Here is a 17,575-nt window from a genome sequence, read left to right as displayed (position 1 = left end):
CCCCGAAAACGCGATGCCCACCTAGGACGTCACGCGGCACGGCCGGGTCCCGGTCGCCCGGCCGGGCCGACCGGTCAACTTCGGACACTCCCGTGCCGCCCCGGACGTGCTTGCGGACCCCGTCACCCGGCGGGCGTCCGGTTCCCGCTCCGGAGCAGGGGGTCCAATCACTATGAATCCGCTCACTCCACCCGATCTCGACGTAAGGAACAGGCCTTACGTTCAGGGGAGTTGAGAAAGTCGCCTGTGCATCGGGCTGCGTCGGATCACGCTCCCGGAGTACCCTTCCTTGATCGTTGGGTGGGGGAGTGGAAGGCGGTACGCGGGTGAGCTCGGGAGGGTTCGAGCTGCCCCCAGGTGACGCAGGTCACGAGGGGGAATCGACCGATGCCCCGCCCGGGGCGGTGTCCCTCGCGCAGCCCGTGGAGATAGGCGCCGAGCTGGACTGGGGCACAGAGGCCTGGGGCGAGGTGCGGACCCGGGCCCAGCGGGCCGGGCGGGCCTATATCTGGCTGAATCTGGTCGAACAGCGCCTACGGGCCGTCGTCGCCGCGGTGCTCCGGCCGATCTACGAGCCGGTGCACGGCGAGGAGTGGGTGGTGGCCGCGGCCGGACCGGCCGGTCAGGAGTGGGTGCAGCGCGCCGTCGCCGTACGCGAGGTCTCGCGCCGCAAGGGCTATCTGCTCGACCCGGCCGACGACAACGTCCTCAGCTTCCTGACGCTGCCGCAGCTGCGCGAGCTGATGGTCCAGCACTGGCCGTGCTTCGAGCCGTACTTCGACGACCGGCGCGATGTCGAGCTGGCCCTGGACGAGCTGGAGGTCGCGCGGAACGTCGTCTCCCGCAACCGCGCCCTGAACGAGGCGGTCCTCGCCCAGGCGGAGCGCGCCTCCGCCCGGCTCCTGGACATCCTCGGCAGCGGGGCCGGGGTGCCCTCCGCCGACCGGCTGCCGGTGGACGCGGTGGAGGAGCTGGTCGGCGACCGGTACGCGGACGTGGTCTCCGTCCACCCCGACCGGGTCCGGCTCCAGCGCCAGCTGCCCGCCGAGGACCTTTTCGGCGGGGCGCGGCGGCTCGACGCCATCGGGATAGGCCTCAACCTCCTCGTCCAGAACTTCTCCGGCCGCCGGCTCGTGCGGCTCGCCGAGTCGGGCTGCCGGGTCCGGCTGCTGTTCATCAACCCGGCCAGCAGCGCGGTGCGCCGTCGGGAGCGGGAACTCGGCCTCAAGAAGGGCGAGCTGAGCCGCTCGGTGGAGATGAACATCCTGCACATGCGCCGGGTCCGCTCCAAGCTCCGCGACCCGGGCGCGTTCGAGATCCAGGTCTTCGACGAGACCCCGCGCTTCACCGCCTACCTGGTGGACGGCGACGGCCCGGACGCGGTGGGCGTCGTCCAGCCCTACCTGCGCCGGGCCCGGGGCATGGAGGCGCCCGTGCTGGTGCTGCGCGGCGGGGGCAGGCGCACGGTGGTGCGGGCGGGCCAGGACAACGAGCACGGTCTCTTCGAGACGTACCGCGAGGAGTTCGAGTCGGTCTGGACGGACTCCCGCCCGGTCTCCTGACGCGCCGGAGCCGCGCCCGGACGGTTCCCGCCCGGTCTCCTGACGGGTCGTGCGCCCGCAGGGCCCTCGGGGGCGCTGTCAGTGGCCCGTGCGAAGGTGGTCATCACTCGGGGGGAGCACCACGGGGGAGCACCACGAAGGAGGTATCGGGATGAGCTGGCACCAGGGCACACTGGTCGGCTTCGACCTGGAGACGACGGGGACCGACGTCGAGAGCGACCGGATCGTCACCGCCGCACTCGTCCGGCTGGACCCGGACGGCACGGTCGCCGAGCAGCGGACCTGGCTGCTCGACCCGGGGGTGGTGATACCCGAGCAGGCCTCCGCGATCCACGGCATCGGCACCGACCACGCCCGCAGGCACGGGGCGCGGGCCGTCTCCGCGGTCGAGGAGATCGCCCACGCGGTCGGCGAAGTGCTGCGCTCGGGCGTCCCGCTGGTGGTGATGAACGCGCGCTACGACCTCTCGCTGCTGGACCGCGAATGCCGCAGGTACGGGCTGCCGTCGGTCGAGGAGCGGGTCGGCGGGGCCCCCTCGCCCGTCATCGACCCGCTGGTGATCGACAAGCACGTCGACAAGTACCGCAAGGGCAAGCGGGCCCTCCAGGCGCTGTGCGACCACTACGGGGTCACGCTCGACGGGGCACACGACGCGAGCGCCGACGCGGTGGCCGCGGTGCGCGTGGTGCGCCGGATGGGGGAGCGGCACCGGCCCGTCGCCACCCTGCCGCCCGACGAACTGCACGCCCTCCAGGTGCGGGCCGCCGCCGAGCAGTCGGCCTCGCTCCAGGCCTATCTGCGGCGCACCACCGACCCGGCGGCCGTGGTCGAGGCGTCCTGGCCGGTGATCCCGCGCAGCCGCTGAGCCGGCAGCGGCCCCGCGGAGCCGGTGGACCCCGGCCGTTGCCGTCGGGCCGCTCAGAGCTTGCCGAAGATCACTCCGCGCCAGGTCCAGCCCGATGCGAGGGTGGTGGTCCGCAGAGGGTCCGTCAGCTGCGCGCTGTCGAAGCTGAACGACTCGGCCGCCTCCAGACGGCCGCTCTCCCCTCGTCGCAGCGTGTACTGGCGCGAGATGGTCCTGCCCCCGCCACGCTCGTACGTCGCCGACGTCTTCAGCCGCGGAGGGTTCCCGACGCGGGTGACCTCCCAACTCTCCTGGACGGCACGCACCTCGGGGACGTCCTCGGCCAGCCGCATCCGGATCCGGACGGCGTGGGTCAGCTGTGACTGGACGAAGATGTGCTGCCAGGCGGGCTCGTCGATCCGCCACTCCGCCACCAGATCGGCGCCGTGCGCCGCGCCGTCGCTGATGAGGTAGGGGACGTCCGGCCGGTTGAGACCGAGCAGTGCCGTCCGCAACTCCTCGGCCGGTCGTGGCGCCGCCCCGGCCTCGGGGTGCTTGGTTCCGGTCAGCTTGTCGAAGAGTCCCATGAGGTCAACCTAAGCGACCACGGAAGTCGCGACCGGAACCAGGTCGTTGGGAGGTGGGAGGCCGTTCAGAACGGGTACCAGCGGACCTCGGGGTCGTTCTCGCGCAGCGAGGCGACCCGGCGGCGGAATTCCGTGAGCGCCTTCGGGTTGGCCGGGGCGTGCTGGGAGACCCAGGCGCAGCTGGCCGTCTCGCGGGCGCCGCGCAGGACCGCGCACCCCTCCCACTCCCGGACGTCCCAGCCGTACGCGGAGGTGAAGGCGTCGTAGGCCGCGGGGTCGAGGCCGTAGCGGTCGCGGGAGAGGGCCAGAACGACCAGGTCGTGTTCCCGCAGATCGGCGGAGAAGGTCTCCAGGTCGACGAGGACCGGGCCGCCCGGCCCGACGAGGACGTTGCGCGGGAGGGCGTCGCCGTGGATCGGGCCCCGGGGGAGGTGGGGCACCAGCGCCGCGGCCGCGGCCGCGAAACCGTCGCGGCGCTCGCGGAGGTAGTCGGCGTCCGCCGGGTCGATCGTGTCCCCCGCCAGGGTCAGCCACCGCTCCACGCCGCCCAGCAGTTCGCGGCGCGGCAGGGTGAAGTCCGTCGGGGCGGGCAGCGCGTGCACCAGGGAGAGCAGCGGGGCGAGGTCGCGCGGCTCGGCGGGGCGTACGGGGTCGGGGAGCCGGTGCCACAGCGTCACGGGGTGGCCCTCGACCAGGCGGGGTTCGCGCTCGGCCGCGCGGACGGCCGGGACGCCGGACGCGGCGAGCCAGTCGGCGAGGGCCACTTCCCGCTCGGCCCGCGCGCGCAGCTCGGGGTGGCCGGTGGCGTCCCGGCCGACCTTGATCACCAGGTCGCCGGCGGCGAACACCGCGTTCTCGCCCAGCGCGAGCAGCTCCGCCGTACCGGGGAGCCCGGCGGTCGTCAGTACCTCGCGCGCACGCATCTCGTCCATGGGTGCGATTTTCGCATCCGTGCAGGCCACCTTGACGAACCGACGGCCCGTCCGCACGATGACGGAGGCCTCCCCGGCAGCCAGAACGGGATGAAGTCCACCTCAGGTGCATCAGTGAGATACGGGACAGAGGGGTCTTCTTCGTGACATCGGTGACCGCGACCAAGCGGCCCGGACCGGACAGTCCGCACGGCGGGCGGAACGGCCCGGGCGGGCACGACGGGCAGGGCGGGCAGGGCGGACGCCCGGGGAGGTCCTGGCGTCCCGGGCGCTCGGGCGGGCCGGAGCAGAAGGCGTTCGGGGACCGGGCCGCCTGGTTCCTGGTGCTGCCCGCGCTCATCCCGATCCTGATCCTCAGCGTCGGACCGCTCCTCTACGGCATCGCGCTCGCCTTCACCGACGCCCAGTCCGGCCGGACCCGCTCCACCCAGTGGATCGGCACCCTCAACTTCCAGGACCTGTTGCACGACACCCTGTTCTGGGACTCGTTCCGGATCGGCCTGGTCTGGGCCGTCGGCGTCACCGTCCCGCAGTTCCTCCTGGCCCTCGGCCTCGCCCTGCTGCTCAACCAGAACCTGCGGCTGCGCTGGCTGGCCCGGGCGCTGGCGATCATTCCCTGGGCGATGCCGGAGGTCGTCGTCGGCATCATGTGGCGGCTCGTCTACAACCCGGACGCCGGCATCCTCAACGAGACGATCCGCGACCTCGGACTCGGCGACGGCCGGGACTGGCTGACCGGCCTCGCCACCGCGCTGCCCGCCGTCATCCTCGTCGGCATCTGGGCGGGCATGCCGCAGACCACCGTGGCCCTGCTCGCCGGACTCCAGAACACCCCGCGCGAACTCCACGAGGCGGCGGCCCTCGACGGAGCGGGCGCGTGGCGCCGGTTCCGTACGGTCACCTGGCCCGCGATCAGGCCCGTCGCGCTCGCGATCTCCGCCCTCAACCTGATCTGGAACTTCAATGCCTTCGCCCTCGTCTACGTCCTGACCAGTGGCGGACCCGGTGGCCGGACCCGGCTGCCGATGCTCTTCGCCTACGAGGAGGCCTTCCGGTACGGGCAGTTCGGCTACGCCGCGGCGATGGGCTGTGTGATGGTCGCGGTGATCTCCGTGCTGCTCGCCCTCTACCTCGTCGGCCGGCTCCGGGGAGGCGAGGACCGATGAGGCGAGGGCTGATGGGACGAGGGCCGATGGGACGAGGCCCACTGGGGGGCGGACCCGGGCGGCGGGAGTCCACGGGGCTGCGTACCGGCAGGGCCGCGCGCACCGGGCAGTACCTGGCCCTTCTGGCGTACCTGGTCTTCCTCGCGTTCCCGTTCGTCTGGCTGATCTCGACGGCCTTCAAACCCGCCCGCGAACTGGGCTCGCTGCACCCCACCTGGATCCCCGAGCAGCCCACGCTGGACAACTTCCGGCAGGCCTTCGACGAGCAGCCGCTGCTCCAGGCCGCGGGCAATTCGCTGGTCGCCGCCGTCTCCGCCGCCCTGATCGCCGTCGTGATCGCCACCCCGATGGCCTATGTGATGGCCCGCCACCGGGGCCGCCTCGCCACCGCGGCGACCGGCTGGGTCGTGGTCAGCCAGGCGTTCCCGTTCGTCCTGGTGATCATCCCGCTCTTCCTGATCCTGAAGAACCTGCACCTGATCAACACCCTGTGGGGGCTGATCCTCGTCTACGTCGTCTGGTCGCTGCCCTTCGCGCTGTGGATGCTCGCCGGGTACGTACGCGCCGTGCCCACCGAGCTGGAGGAGGCCGCCGCCGTGGACGGCGCGGGCCGCGTCCGTACCCTCGTCTCGGTCGTCGCCCCGCTGCTCGCCCCCGGCATCGTCGCCACCGCGCTGTTCGCGTTCATCACCGCATGGAACGAGTTCTTCTTCGCGCTCGTCCTGCTCAAGACCCCGGAGAAGCAGACCTTGCCGGTCGTCCTCACCCACTTCCTCGGCGCGGAGGGCGTGGCCGACCTCGGGCCGCTCGCCGCCGCCGCGTTCCTCGCCACGCTCCCCTCCCTCGTCCTCTTCGCCTTCATCCAGCGGCGGATCACCGGCGGGATGACGGCCGGGGCGGTGAAGCACTGATGCGCGCCACTCTCCGGCGGGCGGCCACCGTCGTCGCCGTCCTGGCCCTGCTGCTCACGGGCTGCTCCGGCGGCGACGACGGGCGGGACGCGGACGGCACGATCCGGCTCCGGTTCCAGTCGCTGGCCTGGCAGAAGGAGTCCGTCGACGCCAACAAGCAGCTGGTGAAGGAGTGGAACGCCGCCCATCCCGACGTCCAGGTGGAGTACGTCCAGGGCAGCTGGGACAGCGTCCACGACCAGCTCCTCACCTCCTTCGAGGGCGGCGAGGCCCCCGACATCATCCACGACGCCTCCGACGACCTGGCGGACTTCGCGTACGGGGGTTACCTCGCCGACCTGCGCCCCCTCCTGCCCGAGCGGCTCAAGGCCGACATCCCCGAACAGTCCTGGCGCACCACCACGTTCGGCGAGGGCGTCCACGGGGTGCCCTTCCTCCAGGAGCCCCGCGTCCTGATCGCCAACACGAAGCTGCTGAAGGCCTCGGGCGCGCGCATCCCGACCCCGCGGCGCCCCTGGAGCTGGGAGGAGTTCCGGCAGGTGACGAAGGAGCTGTCGGGCAAGGGGCGGTACGGGATCGCCTGGCCGCTCAAGGAGCCGGTCTCCGTCACCCTCAACCTGGGCCTGTCCGGCGGCGGGCAGCTCTTCCACCGGGACGACGACGGCAAGGCGGTCCTGCGCTTCGAACCGGGCGACGGCGTCGTCACCGGCACCATTCACGACCAGGTCAACACCGACGGCAGCGCGGCCCGCAGCGCCCTGGGCATGGGCGGGTCGGACGCGCTGCCCGGGTTCTTCGGCGGCAAGTACGCGATGCTGCCGCTCGGGTTCTCCTACCGCCAGCAGATCATCCAGCAGGCCCCCGAGAGGTTCGACTGGACGGTCCTGCCGATGCCCGCGGGCGCGGGCGGCACGGTCCAGGGCGTCAGCCCGCAGACGCTGTCGGTCGCCGAGGAGAGCCCGCACAAGGAGGAGGCCGTGGCCTTCATCGACTTCCTGCTGCGGCCCCCGAACATGGTGCGCCTGGCGCGCGGGGACTGGATGCTGCCGACCGGAACGGAGGCGCTGGCCGACCCGTCGCTGCGGGTAGCCGAGCACGGCTGGGCCGTCGGCGCCGCCCTCGCGCAGGGGCTGCGGCCGGCGCCCGCCCAGGCGGTGCGCGGCTACCCCGAGTGGAAGGACAAGGTCGCTACCCCGGCGTACCAGGAGTTCTACAGCGGCGCGATCGACACCGACGAGCTGAGCAAACGGCTGGTGGAGGACGGGAATCGGGTGCTGGCCCGCTACCAACGCTGACCCCGACGCGAATAGAGGTTGCACGAGACGTCTCGTCTCGCCTACGGTGAGCGGCATGACGGAATCCCCGCGTGCCCACATCGCCATGTTCTCCATCGCCGCCCACGGACATGTGAACCCGAGCCTCGACGTCATCCGCGAGCTCGTCGACCGTGGACACCGTGTCAGCTACGCCATCCCGGCCTCCTTCGCCGAGAAGGTCGCCGCCACCGGCGCCGAACCGGTGATCTGGACCTCCACCCTGCCGACGGACGAGGACCCCGAGGCCTGGGGCACCGAGCTGATCGACAACATCGAACCCTTCCTCAACGACGCGATCCAGGCACTCCCGCAGCTCGTGGACGCCTTCGCGGGCGACGAGCCCGACCTCGTCCTGCACGACATCACCTCCTACCCCGCCCGCGTCCTCGCCCACCGCTGGGGCGTCCCCGCCATCTCCCTCTGGCCCAACCTGGTCCCCTGGGAGGGGTACGAGAAGGAGGTGGCGGAGCCGATGACCGCCGAGCTGAAGCAGACCGAGCGCGGCCGGGCGTACTACGCGCGCTTCGAGGGCTGGCTCGCCGAGAACGGCCTCGGCCATGTCCCCAGCGACGACTTCGTGGCCCGCCCGCGCTTCGGCATCGTGCTGATCCCCGAGGCGCTCCAGCCGAACGCGGACCGGGTGAACCGCGAGATGTACACCTTCGTCGGGGCCTGCCAGGGTGACCGTGCCGACCAGGGGGAGTGGCACCGCCCGGCCGGCGCGGAGAAGGTGCTGCTGGTCTCGCTGGGCTCCTCGTTCACCAAGCAGCCCGCCTTCTACCGGGAGTGCGTCGCGGCTTTCGGCGACCTGCCCGGCTGGCATGTGGTGCTCCAGATCGGCGCGCACGTCGACCCCGCCGAACTCGGCGACGTGCCCGGCAATGTGGAGGTACGTGACTGGGTGCCGCAGTTGTCCGTCCTCCAGCAGGCCGACGCCTTCATCACCCACGCAGGTGCGGGCGGCAGCCAGGAAGGGCTCGCCACCGGCACCCCGATGGTGGCCGTACCGCAGGCCGTCGACCAGTTCGGCAACGCGGACATGCTCCAGTCGCTGGGCGTGGCCCGGCATCTGCCGATGGAGGAGGCCGACGCGGCGAGCCTGCGCGAGGCCGTGCTCGCTCTCGTGGGCGACCCCGAAGTGGCCGCCCGGTGCGAGCGGTTGAGCGAGCGGATGGCGCGCGAGGGCGGCACCCCGAGGGCCGCCGACCTCATCGAGGCGGACCTGTCGCGCTGAGCGGAGTCCCCTGACTGATATCCGGACGTTCTCCGTCCCGCCCCGGCAGCCGCGGCCTGCGGTTTCCCGGGGTGGGGCGTTCGTGTTTCGGTTCTGTGAAGCCGACAGGGCGGCAGGTCCGTTCGGTGCATCTGCACGCACCCCCTCGCGATTTCACACCCGGGACCGGGTGTTCACCCTTCTTGCGCACACCTTCACGGCTCTTCACGTGTCTTCACGCATGGTCATCCCTGTCCCAGGGGCCCCGGGCGGGGTGCGGGCGCCGGTCGGGCGAGCGGTGTCCGGCGCTTCACGTGCGGCTCTGAGCAGGCGGAACGCGGGGCGGAGGGGCTCTCCCGGGATGGCCGACGACCGGCCGATCCGGGCGAGGTGGGTGCTCGCCGGCCCGCCGCGGCCGTTGTGACCAGCCATGGCCGATTTCTTATTACGAAACCTTGTTGAGCAAGTCACACCTCCATGAGGGTCTTGATCTGCGCTCGTCAATCGGTCAAGGTTTCGACCCAACCCCCGGAGATCTTCCGGCCGAGGGTCAATCCCCCCACAAAGAATGACGAGGAGAGCCCTCTTCATGGCCAAGCACCAGCGCACCCGTCGCATCAAGCTCACCGCCGCGATCACCGCCGTGGCGGCCGCCGCCGGAGTCACCCTTCTCGGAACCTCGTTCGCGGGAGCCGCACCGGCCCCCATGGGAACGGTCTACGGCGCCGACGCCGCGACCGCGGTGTCCGGCAGCTACATCGTGATGCTGGACGAAAAGAAGGCCGACAAGTCCGAGCTCGCCAAGGAGTACGGCGGCAAGCTCAAGCGTGACTACACCTCCAGCATCAACGGCTTCTCCGCCAGCGGCCTTTCGGAGACCGAGGCCAAGCGCCTCGCCGCCGACCCGGCCGTCGCCAAGGTGGTGCAGAACAAGAAGTTCAGCATCAACGCCACCCAGGAGAACCCGCCGTCGTGGGGTCTGGACCGGATCGACCAGGCCGAGACCGCCGGCGACAAGGCGTACAACTACCCCGACGCCGCGGGCGAGGGAGTCACCGCGTACGTCATCGACACCGGGGTCCGCGTCACCCACGAGGACTTCGAGGGCCGGGCCACCTCGGGCTTCGACGCCATCGACAACGACGACGACGCGGACGACGGCAACGGGCACGGCACCCACGTGGCGGGCACCATAGCCGGGGCCGCGCACGGCGTCGCCAAGAAGGCGAAGATCGTGGGCGTCCGCGTCCTGGACGACAACGGCTCGGGCACCACCGAGCAGGTCGTCGCCGGGATCGACTGGGTCGCCGCCAACGCCAAGGGCCCGTCCGTCGCCAACATGAGCCTCGGCGGCGGGGCCGACCCGGCCCTCGACGAGGCGGTCCAGAAGGCCATCGCCGCGGGCATCACCTTCGGCGTCGCCGCCGGGAACGAGTCCAGCGACGCCGGCCAGGGCTCGCCCTCCCGCGTCCCGGAGGCGATCACCGTCGCCTCGTCCACGGAGGCCGACGAGCAGTCGGACTTCTCCAACTTCGGCTCGGTCGTGGACATCTACGCCCCGGGCTCGGACATCACGTCCACCTGGAACGACAGCGACAGCGGCACCAACACCATCTCCGGTACGTCCATGGCCACCCCGCACGTCGTCGGCGCGGCCGCCGTCTACCTGGCGGGCCACCAGGACGCCACCCCGGAGGCCGTCGCCACGGCGCTCACCGAGGGAGCCACCCCGGACGCCATCACCAACGCCACCGAGGGCACGGCGAACAAGCTCCTCAAGGTCGTCGAGTAGGACCCCGTTTCCGACCGGAAGCCGGGCGGCCGGGGGCACGCTCCCCCTGCCGCCCGGCCCCGCGCACACCAGCCGCCGCGCTCGCCCCCACGGGGCGCGGCGGCTGCGGCGTGTACGGAGACCGCTCTAAGGTGAGTGGCCATGACGACGTACGCAGCGCTCTTGCGCGGGATCAACGTGGGCGGCAGCAAGAGGGTCCCGATGCCCGAACTGCGCGACGTGCTCGCCGGACTGGGCCACACCGCCATCGCCACCCACCTGCAGAGCGGCAACGCCGTCTTCCGCAGCGACAGCGAGGACGAGCAGGCCCTGGCCGCCGCCCTGGAGCAGGCCCTGCACCAGCGGTTCGGGTTCGCCGTCGACTGCCTCGTGCGCGACGCCGGATATCTCGCCGCCGTCGCCGACGCCTGCCCCTTCCCCGCCGCCGAGCTGGCGGGCAAGCAGCTCCACGTCACCTACGTGGACCGGCCCGTGGACGCGAGACGCTTCGCGGACCTGGAGGCGGAGACCTTCCTGCCGGAGGAGTTCCGGCTCGGCGACCGCTGCCTCTACCTGTACGCCCCCGACGGCCTCGGCCGCTCCAAGCTGGCCGTCGCGCTGGGACGCCCCCGCCATGTCAAGGGAATCGTCGCCACCACCCGTAACTGGAACACCGTGGCCAAACTGGTGGAGATGACCCGTGACTGAGCCGACGCCCGCCGTGGCCGCGGCCATCGAGGGCGAGCTCCGCCTGCTGGACCCGGCGGTCCGTGCCTCCGCCGGTCTCCTCGCCGAGCTGCTGCACCCCGAGTTCCGGGAGATCGGCTCCGGCGGCCGGCTCTGGACCCGGGAGTCGATCATCGCCTCGCTCACCGCGGACGACGCCCCGCGCCCCGGCCCGCTCACCGCCTCGCGGATGCGGGGGGTGCAGCTCTGCCCCGACCTGGTGCACCTCACCTTCGACACGGAGTCCAAAGGGATCCGCTCGCACCGCAGCTCCCTGTGGCGGCTGACCCCGGAGGGCTGGCGGCTCTACTTCCACCAGGCGACCCCGTTCGCGGAGGACCCACCGGCGGGCGGGTCCTCCGCGAACGGGGAGTGAGCGCGGCTCAGCCCGCCGGGCAGAACGTGTCCTTCCCGGGCATCTTCCCCTCGACGAGGTAGCGCGTGGTGGTGTTCAGCGCGCAGGGGTTGTCGCCGTACACATAGACCCCGTGACCGCTGTCGTCCACGCTGACCAGCCGGGACCGGTCCGCGAACTTCTGCCGCAGCAGCTTCCCTCCGACGTGCGGGGTGGGCACGTCGCGCAGGTTCTGGACGAGCAGGATGTTGCGCGGCCCGTCGTCGTCGATCGCGACCGGCTTCTCCGCCGGGGCGTACGGCCAGAAGGCGCACGGGGTGATGTTGGCGGTGGCGGCGCCGAACATCGGGTAGCGGGCGCGGTCCTCGGCGACGCCCTTGCGGTAGGTGTCCACGCTGGTGGGCCACGGCACGTCGTTGCAGCTCACGGCGAGGAAGACGGAGAGCTGATTGTCGATGGACGGCGGGGTGTCCGCCGCACCGGCCTGCGGTTCCGCCGCGCGCACGGCCCGGGCGTCGCCGCTCTTCAGCGCCTGCCACTGCTGGGCCAGCTTGGGGTACTGCACCTCCTTGAACAGGTAGCCGAAGGTGAGCAGACGCAGCACGTTGCCGTCGAAGCCGTCGACCGGTTCCTCGTCGAGCCGCTCGGCGAGGGTGAAGTAGGTCCGGCGGACCTCGGCGGGGGTGCGGCCAAGACCGTAGCTGTCGTGGCGGGCGGCCGCCCACCGGGCGAAGTCGGGGAACGTCTGCTCCACCCCGAGCGCGTAGCGGCGCATGCCGTCGCGGTCGAGGTGGGTGTCGCCGATGTTGCTGTCGAGCACGATGCGGTCGGAGCGCTCGGGGAACATCGACGCGTAGGCGGCCCCCAGCGCCGTGCCGTAGGAGTAGCCCAGGAAGCTGGTCTTCTCCTCGCCGAGCGCGGCCCGGACGCGGTCCAGGTCGCGGGCGGTGTTGGCCGTGGTCAGGTGGGGCAGCACCCCGTCCTTGTCGCGCTGCGCGCACTGCTCGGCCACCTTCTTCACCACCTTCGCCCGCGCGGTGACCGCCGCGTCGTCGACCGCGTACGGCGGGATGTTGGCGAAGTACGGGCCCTCCGGAGTGAATCCGCAGGTCACCGGTGCCGAGCGCCCGATGCCCCGGGTGTCCGTGCCGATCACGTCGTAGGTGTCCAGCACCTCGGAAGGGATGCCCCGGTTCGCCAGGAAGGCGGGCTGCGACAGACCGGAGCCGCCCGGACCGCCCGGGTTGAGCATGAGCGTGCCGCGCCGCTTGTCGGGGTTCGTACTGGCCAGCCGGGAGATCATCAGCTCGATCCGGTCGCCGCCCGGGTCGGCGTAGTCCTTCGGTACGGGCACGGTGCCGCACTCCAGCACGACCGGCGCCGCCTCGGCCGCCACGTCCTCGGGGCAGGCGCCCCACCGTACGGTCGGCCCCTCCTTCTCCTCCGCGCCCGCCGGTCCCGCGACGAGCGACCCGCTCAGGCCGAGGCCGAGAGCGACCGCCAGGGCCGCGCTCCGCCGGATACCGCGTCCTCGTGTCATATATCCGCATCTCCCCATGCGCTGGTGGTGGGTTGGCCGCGCCCATCGCACTCTGTGCCCCAAGGGCACGGTCAAGCCCGCCGCGCGCGAGGCGTCCCGTGCCGGCCGGGGATCGATCCGGCGGCCAGGGGGCAGGGGAGTGGCAGGGCCCCTCCCACCGGACGGGCCGCCGGACGGCGCGCGCGGTCCGGCGACGGACGACGGAACCCCGGAAAGGGACGGCCGTGACATGGAGTACGCGTCAGCTGGCGGAACTCGCGGGCACGACGCTCAAGACGGTCCGGCACTACCACCGGCTGGGTCTGCTGGAGGAGCCCGAGCGTGCCCCGAGCGGCTACAAGCGCTACGACGTACGGCATCTGGTCCGGCTGATGGGCATCCGCCGGCTGACCGACCTCGGCGTGCCGCTCTCCGACATCCCCACGGTGGCCGCCGCGGACGAGCGGTCCAAGGAGATCCTGCGCGTCCTGGACGCCGAACTCGCCGCGAACATCGAGCGCCAGCAGCACATGCGCCGCCAACTGGCCGCCATCCTGGAGGACGGGGCCTCGCTCGACCTGCCCGCGGACTTCGGGGCCGCCGCAGCGAGTCTGCCGCGGCCGCAGCAGGATCTCCTGGTGGCGTATTCGAGCGTCCTCACGCCGACGGCGATGTCCGTCATCCGGGACCAGTACGCGCACCCCCGCGACGACATCGCCGAGGAGTTCGAGCGGCTGCCGGCCGACGCCCCCGAGGACGTGCGCCGCAGACTGGCGGGCCACATGGCGGCCGAGGTACGGGCCAAGCGGGCGGACCCCTCCTTCATCACGGACCTGGACGCCGCGTCCCGCCGCAACGGCGCGCTCACCCGGTCCGTCGTCACGCAGGCCCTGGTCGCGTTCTACAACGAGGCCCAGCTGGGCGTCCTCCGCCACCTGCACGCCCTGCTCGAACAGGAAGAGGCCGACGGGAGCGTCGAGCGGGACGAGCGGGACGGGAAAGGCGAGCAGGATCACAGCGGCGATCCCCACCCGCACCGGGTCACCCCCGGGGCGACAGGTTAGCCTTGCCTTCGTTTGGCTGGAGGCGGCTGTCCTGAAATCACCCCTCCGCTGTCCGTGACACGCTGAGGAGCAGATGAAGTGGGGGCTGACACAGCCGGGCGCGGGGTCATACGCCGCGCTGTCGCGGGACAGCGTCGGGATGTCGTCGTCGGGTCGATCCTGGGCGCCTGCCACCAGATCGGCGAGGCGCTCGTCCCCGTACTCATCGGGCTGATCGTCGACCGCGCCGTGGTCCGCCCCGACGGGGGAGCCCTGGCGATGTGGCTGGTGGTCCTCGCCGTCGTCTACACCCTGCTCTCCTTCGGCTTCCGCTTCGGCGCCCGCGCCGGTGAACGCGCCGCCGAACAGGCCGCCCACCACCTGCGCCTCGACGTCGTCCGCCGCGTCCTCGCCCCGCACGCCGGCGCGGAGGCGGGCCGCCCGCCCGGCGCGCTGGTGAACGTGGCCACCGAGGACGCCCGCCGCGTCGGGGCAGTCAACATGGCCCTGACCCTCGGCATCGCCGCCGTCGTCGGAGTCGTCGCGGGCGCGGTGCTCCTCCTCCGCGCCTCCCTGCCCCTCGGGCTCCTCGTCCTGATCGGAGCCCCGGTCCTGATGGCGCTCGGCCACTTCCTGGCCCGCCCCCTGGAGCACCGCAGCGAGGCCGAACAGGAACAGGCCGCCCACGCCTCCGGGGTGGCAGCCGACCTGGTCGCCGGGGTCCGCGTGCTCAAGGGCCTGCGGGCCGAGCGCGCCGCCGTCGACCGCTACCGCGCCACCAGCCAGGCCTCCCGCGAGGCCAATGTGCGCGCCGCCCGCGCCGCCGCGCTCCAGACCGGCCTGATGCTCACGCTGACCGGCTCGTTCATCGCGCTCGTCGCCCTCGTCGGCGGCCGCCTGGTCCTCAGCGACTCCATCGGCCTCGGCGCCCTCGTCTCCGCCGTCGGCCTCGCCCTCTTCCTCCCCGGCCCGATCGGCATGCTGGCCTGGGTCGGCGCCGAGCTGGCCAAGGGCCGCGCCTCCGCCGCCCGGATCGCCGACGTGCTGGCCGCCCCGGGCGAGACCGCCGGCGGCACCGCCGAACCTGCTGCCTCCGCCCCCGGCGAACTGCGCCTGAACGGCCTCGGCCACGCCGGACTGGACGCCCTCGACCTGACCGTCCGCCCCGGCGAACACCTCGGCATCGTCGTCACCGACCCGACCCACGCCCAGGCCCTGCTGCACTGCCTGGCCCGCCGCCGCGACCCGGAGCGGGGGAGCGTCGAACTCGACGGCGTACCGCTCACCGAACTGGCCCCGGCCGCCCTGCGCTCCGCGCTGCTCGTCGCCGAGCACGACGCCCAGCTCTTCGACGGCACCCTCCTGGAGAACGTCACCGCCGCCGCCCCCGCCGGGGCCGACCCGCACGCGGCGATGGACGCCGCCGCCGTCGACGAGGTGGCCTCCGCCCTGTCCGGCGGCACGGGCGGCCTGATCGGCGAGCGCGGCAGCTCGCTCTCCGGCGGCCAGCGCCAGCGCGTCGCCCTGGCCCGCGCACTCGCCGCCGACCGCGGCGTCCTCGTCGTCCACGACCCGACCACCGCGGTCGACGCCGCCACCGAGGCCCGGATCGCCGCCGGCATCCGGCGCGCCCGGGCCGGCCGTACCACCGTCCTGGTCACCAGCAGCCCCGCCCTGCTGGCCGCGACCGACCGCGTCGTCCTCGTCGACGGCGGCACGATCACCGCCGAGGCCCCGCACGAGGACCTCGTACGCGACCATCCCGTCTACCGCACGGCGGTGCTCACATGACCACGCCTCCGCAACCGGCCGACGACAGCGCCGAGCTGCTCCCCATCGCCACCCCGGCCCGCACCCGGGCCGCCCTGCGCGCGCTCATCCGCCCGGACCGGGGCCTCGCCCTGGCCGGCATGGGCATCCTGGTCGCGGCCACCGCCGTCGGCCTCCTCGTCCAGCCGCTGCTGGGCCGGATCGTCGACATCGTCGCCGACGGCCGCCCCGCCGGGGACCTGACCCTCCCGGTCGTCCTCCTCGTCGCGGTCGCCGTCGTCCAGGGCCTCACCACCACGCTCGGGCTCACCCGGATCGCCCGGCTCGGCGAGACCGTACTGGCCCGGCTGCGCGAGCGGTTCGTCGAACGCGCCCTGAACCTTCCCGCCGACCGCCTGGAGCGCGCCGGGTCCGGCGACCTCACCGCCCGCGTCACCGGCGACGTCGCCCGGGTCGCCGAGGCGGTCCGCTCCGCGCTGCCCGAGATGGCCCGCTCCGTCCTCGCGATCCTCCTCACCCTCGGCGCGCTGGCCCTGCTCGACGTACGGTTCCTGCTCGCCGCGCTCCTCGCCGTCCCCGTCCAACTGCTCACCGCCCGCTGGTACGTAGGCCGGGCCCTCACCCTCTACGCCGATCAGCGGGTCGCCAACGGAGCCCAGCAGCAACAGCTTCTGGAGACCATCGGCGGAGCCGCGACCGTGCGCGGTCACCGGCTGGAGGAGCAGCACACCGAGCGCGCCGCCGGACGCTCGCGCAAGGCCGTCGACCTGACCATGCGCAGCGTCAACCTGGTGCTCGGCTTCTACGGACGCCTGCACATCGCCGAGTACATCGGCCTGGCCGCCGTGTTGATCGCCGGCTTCTGGCTGGTCCGCGACGGCGCGGTGTCGATCGGCACGGCGACGGCCGCCGCCCTCTACTTCCACAGCCTCTTCGGACCCGTCAACGCCGCCCTGGTCCTGCTCGACGACGCCCAGTCGGCGGCGGCCGGACTCGCCCGCCTCGTCGGGGTGACCGACCTCGCCGAGCAGCCGGAGCCGGCGGCGGGGAAGGCGGCGCCCGCCTCCGTACCGCAGCAGCGCACCGCCCCCGAAGAGGCCGTCGCCGTCGCCGTGCACGCCGTCAGCCACGCCTACGGGCCCGGCCGCCCCGTGCTGCACGAGGTCTCCCTCACCCTGGAGCCCGGCGAACACGTCGCGCTCGTCGGGACCAGCGGCGCCGGGAAGTCCACCCTCGCCCGGATCGTCGCGGGCGTCCAGCAGCCCACCGCGGGCACGGTCACCGCACCGGCGGGCGCGGGGGAACCGTCCGTCGTCCTGGTCACCCAGGAGGTCCACGTCTTCACCGGCACCCTCGCCGAGGACCTCCGGCTCGCCCGCCCCGACGCCACCGACGCCGACCTGCGCGCCGCCCTGTCCGCCGTGCACGCCCTGGACTGGGCCGAAGCGCTCCCCGACGGGCTCGGCACCGTCGTCGGCGAGGGCGGCCACCGCCTCGACCCCGCGCGCGCCCAGCAACTGGCCCTCGCCCGGCTCGTCCTGGCCGACCCCGCCCTCGCCGTCCTCGACGAGGCCACCGCCGAGGCGGGCAGCGCGGGCGCCCGGGTCCTGGAACGCTCCGCCGAGGCCGCCCTCGCCGGCCGCACCGCCCTGGTCGTCGCCCACCGCCTCACCCAGGCCGTCGCCGCCGACCGGGTCGTCGTGCTGGAGGCCGGCCGCGTCGTCGAGAGCGGCCCGCACGAGGAACTGCGCGACGCGGACGGGCCGTACGCCGCCCTGTGGCGCGCCTGGTCCGGCAGCCGGGCCGCCGCACCGCACCGCTGACCCCACCCCAGGACGTCTTCGGCCCCGCGTTGACAGG

14 protein-coding genes and 1 pseudogene are annotated in these 17,575 nt (G+C 73.0%); 12 read left to right on the top strand and 3 right to left on the bottom strand.

From position 1 onward, the window contains the following. Positions 1-326 precede the first annotated feature (326 nt). Both ACFWRV_RS09465 and ACFWRV_RS09460 read left to right on the top strand, forming a co-directional pair. Complete coding sequence (locus ACFWRV_RS09465) at positions 327-1,562, top strand: SAV2148 family HEPN domain-containing protein (RefSeq protein ID WP_384330695.1); 1,236 nt, start codon at positions 327-329, stop codon at positions 1,560-1,562. A 151-nt stretch (positions 1,563-1,713) separates the two neighbouring features. Continuing rightward, positions 1,714-2,427, top strand: coding sequence for a 3'-5' exonuclease (locus ACFWRV_RS09460; RefSeq protein WP_384330693.1), 714 nt, complete (start codon positions 1,714-1,716; stop codon positions 2,425-2,427). A 53-nt stretch (positions 2,428-2,480) separates the two neighbouring features. Here ACFWRV_RS09460 and ACFWRV_RS09455 read toward each other — a convergent pair whose 3' ends face one another. Both ACFWRV_RS09455 and ACFWRV_RS09450 read right to left on the bottom strand, forming a co-directional pair. After that, positions 2,481-2,993: a hypothetical protein gene (locus tag ACFWRV_RS09455; protein WP_384330690.1), complete on the bottom strand. Its 513-nt coding sequence runs from the start codon at positions 2,991-2,993 to the stop codon at positions 2,481-2,483. A gap of 65 nt (positions 2,994-3,058) precedes the next feature. Next, positions 3,059-3,925, bottom strand: coding sequence for a phosphotransferase enzyme family protein (locus tag ACFWRV_RS09450; RefSeq protein WP_384330687.1), 867 nt, complete (start codon positions 3,923-3,925; stop codon positions 3,059-3,061). A gap of 143 nt (positions 3,926-4,068) precedes the next feature. Here ACFWRV_RS09450 and ACFWRV_RS09445 point away from each other — a divergent pair, with 143 nt between their 5' ends. From ACFWRV_RS09445 to ACFWRV_RS09415, 7 genes and pseudogenes are all read left to right on the top strand, one after another. Further along, the gene (locus ACFWRV_RS09445; RefSeq protein WP_384330683.1) at positions 4,069-5,091 is read left to right on the top strand and encodes a carbohydrate ABC transporter permease; all 1,023 of its coding nucleotides are present in this window, start codon (positions 4,069-4,071) and stop codon (positions 5,089-5,091) included. 26 nt (positions 5,092-5,117) lie between these two features. Further along, positions 5,118-6,002, top strand: a complete 885-nt coding sequence (locus ACFWRV_RS09440; RefSeq protein WP_384330680.1) for a carbohydrate ABC transporter permease — start codon at positions 5,118-5,120, stop codon at positions 6,000-6,002. Further along, on the top strand, positions 6,002-7,297 hold the full coding sequence (locus tag ACFWRV_RS09435; RefSeq protein ID WP_384330677.1) for an ABC transporter substrate-binding protein: 1,296 nt from the start codon (positions 6,002-6,004) through the stop codon (positions 7,295-7,297). The genes ACFWRV_RS09440 and ACFWRV_RS09435 overlap by 1 nt, the downstream gene beginning before the upstream one ends. 18 nt (positions 7,298-7,315) lie before the next feature. Then, positions 7,316-8,552 (top strand): annotated as a pseudogene (mgt, locus tag ACFWRV_RS09430) (macrolide-inactivating glycosyltransferase). Positions 8,553-9,120: 568 nt separating this feature from the next. Next, on the top strand, positions 9,121-10,323 hold the full coding sequence (locus ACFWRV_RS09425; protein WP_384330674.1) for a S8 family serine peptidase: 1,203 nt from the start codon (positions 9,121-9,123) through the stop codon (positions 10,321-10,323). Between the two features lie 141 nt (positions 10,324-10,464). Further along, positions 10,465-11,010 carry a DUF1697 domain-containing protein gene (locus tag ACFWRV_RS09420; RefSeq protein WP_384330671.1) on the top strand — a complete coding sequence of 182 codons (546 nt, stop codon included), beginning with the start codon at positions 10,465-10,467 and terminating at the stop codon, positions 11,008-11,010. After that, positions 11,003-11,404, top strand: coding sequence for a DUF4440 domain-containing protein (locus ACFWRV_RS09415; protein ID WP_384330668.1), 402 nt, complete (start codon positions 11,003-11,005; stop codon positions 11,402-11,404). Before ACFWRV_RS09420 ends, ACFWRV_RS09415 begins: the two co-directional genes overlap by 8 nt. A 7-nt stretch (positions 11,405-11,411) precedes the next feature. Here ACFWRV_RS09415 and ACFWRV_RS09410 read toward each other — a convergent pair whose 3' ends face one another. After that, positions 11,412-12,923 (bottom strand): alpha/beta hydrolase, encoded by a 1,512-nt coding sequence (locus ACFWRV_RS09410; RefSeq protein WP_384330665.1) that lies wholly within the window; start codon positions 12,921-12,923, stop codon positions 11,412-11,414. A gap of 224 nt (positions 12,924-13,147) precedes the next feature. Here ACFWRV_RS09410 and ACFWRV_RS09405 point away from each other — a divergent pair, with 224 nt between their 5' ends. The 3 genes from ACFWRV_RS09405 to ACFWRV_RS09395 all read left to right on the top strand — a co-directional run bounded on the left by ACFWRV_RS09405 (position 13,148) and on the right by ACFWRV_RS09395 (position 17,538). After that, positions 13,148-13,966, top strand: coding sequence for a MerR family transcriptional regulator (locus tag ACFWRV_RS09405; RefSeq protein ID WP_384330662.1), 819 nt, complete (start codon positions 13,148-13,150; stop codon positions 13,964-13,966). Positions 13,967-14,044: 78 nt separating this feature from the next. After that, a complete protein-coding gene (locus tag ACFWRV_RS09400) occupies positions 14,045-15,736 on the top strand; it encodes an ABC transporter ATP-binding protein (protein WP_384330659.1) in 1,692 nt (563 codons plus the stop codon). Further along, a complete protein-coding gene (locus tag ACFWRV_RS09395) occupies positions 15,733-17,538 on the top strand; it encodes an ABC transporter ATP-binding protein (RefSeq protein ID WP_384330656.1) in 1,806 nt (601 codons plus the stop codon). Before ACFWRV_RS09400 ends, ACFWRV_RS09395 begins: the two co-directional genes overlap by 4 nt. Positions 17,539-17,575 lie beyond the last annotated feature (37 nt).

This window comes from Streptomyces sp. NPDC058576, from assembly GCF_042718715.1.
GTDB lineage: Bacteria > Actinomycetota > Actinomycetes > Streptomycetales > Streptomycetaceae > Streptomyces.
This window is presented reverse-complemented; position numbering and strand designations above follow the sequence as displayed.

What these genes read in the sequence shown, in the direction of transcription:
- ACFWRV_RS09435 (WP_384330677.1), top strand. Translation starts at nt 6,002, where the DNA reads ATGCGCGCCACTCTCCGGCGGGCGGCCACCGTCGTCGCCGTCCTGGCC.
- ACFWRV_RS09410 (WP_384330665.1), bottom strand. Translation starts at nt 12,923, where the DNA reads ATGACACGAGGACGCGGTATCCGGCGGAGCGCGGCCCTGGCGGTCGCT.
- ACFWRV_RS09455 (WP_384330690.1), bottom strand. Translation starts at nt 2,993, where the DNA reads ATGGGACTCTTCGACAAGCTGACCGGAACCAAGCACCCCGAGGCCGGG.
- ACFWRV_RS09460 (WP_384330693.1), top strand. Translation starts at nt 1,714, where the DNA reads ATGAGCTGGCACCAGGGCACACTGGTCGGCTTCGACCTGGAGACGACG.
- ACFWRV_RS09395 (WP_384330656.1), top strand. Translation starts at nt 15,733, where the DNA reads ATGACCACGCCTCCGCAACCGGCCGACGACAGCGCCGAGCTGCTCCCC.
- ACFWRV_RS09450 (WP_384330687.1), bottom strand. Translation starts at nt 3,925, where the DNA reads ATGGACGAGATGCGTGCGCGCGAGGTACTGACGACCGCCGGGCTCCCC.
- ACFWRV_RS09440 (WP_384330680.1), top strand. Translation starts at nt 5,118, where the DNA reads ATGGGACGAGGCCCACTGGGGGGCGGACCCGGGCGGCGGGAGTCCACG.
- ACFWRV_RS09420 (WP_384330671.1), top strand. Translation starts at nt 10,465, where the DNA reads ATGACGACGTACGCAGCGCTCTTGCGCGGGATCAACGTGGGCGGCAGC.
- ACFWRV_RS09425 (WP_384330674.1), top strand. Translation starts at nt 9,121, where the DNA reads ATGGCCAAGCACCAGCGCACCCGTCGCATCAAGCTCACCGCCGCGATC.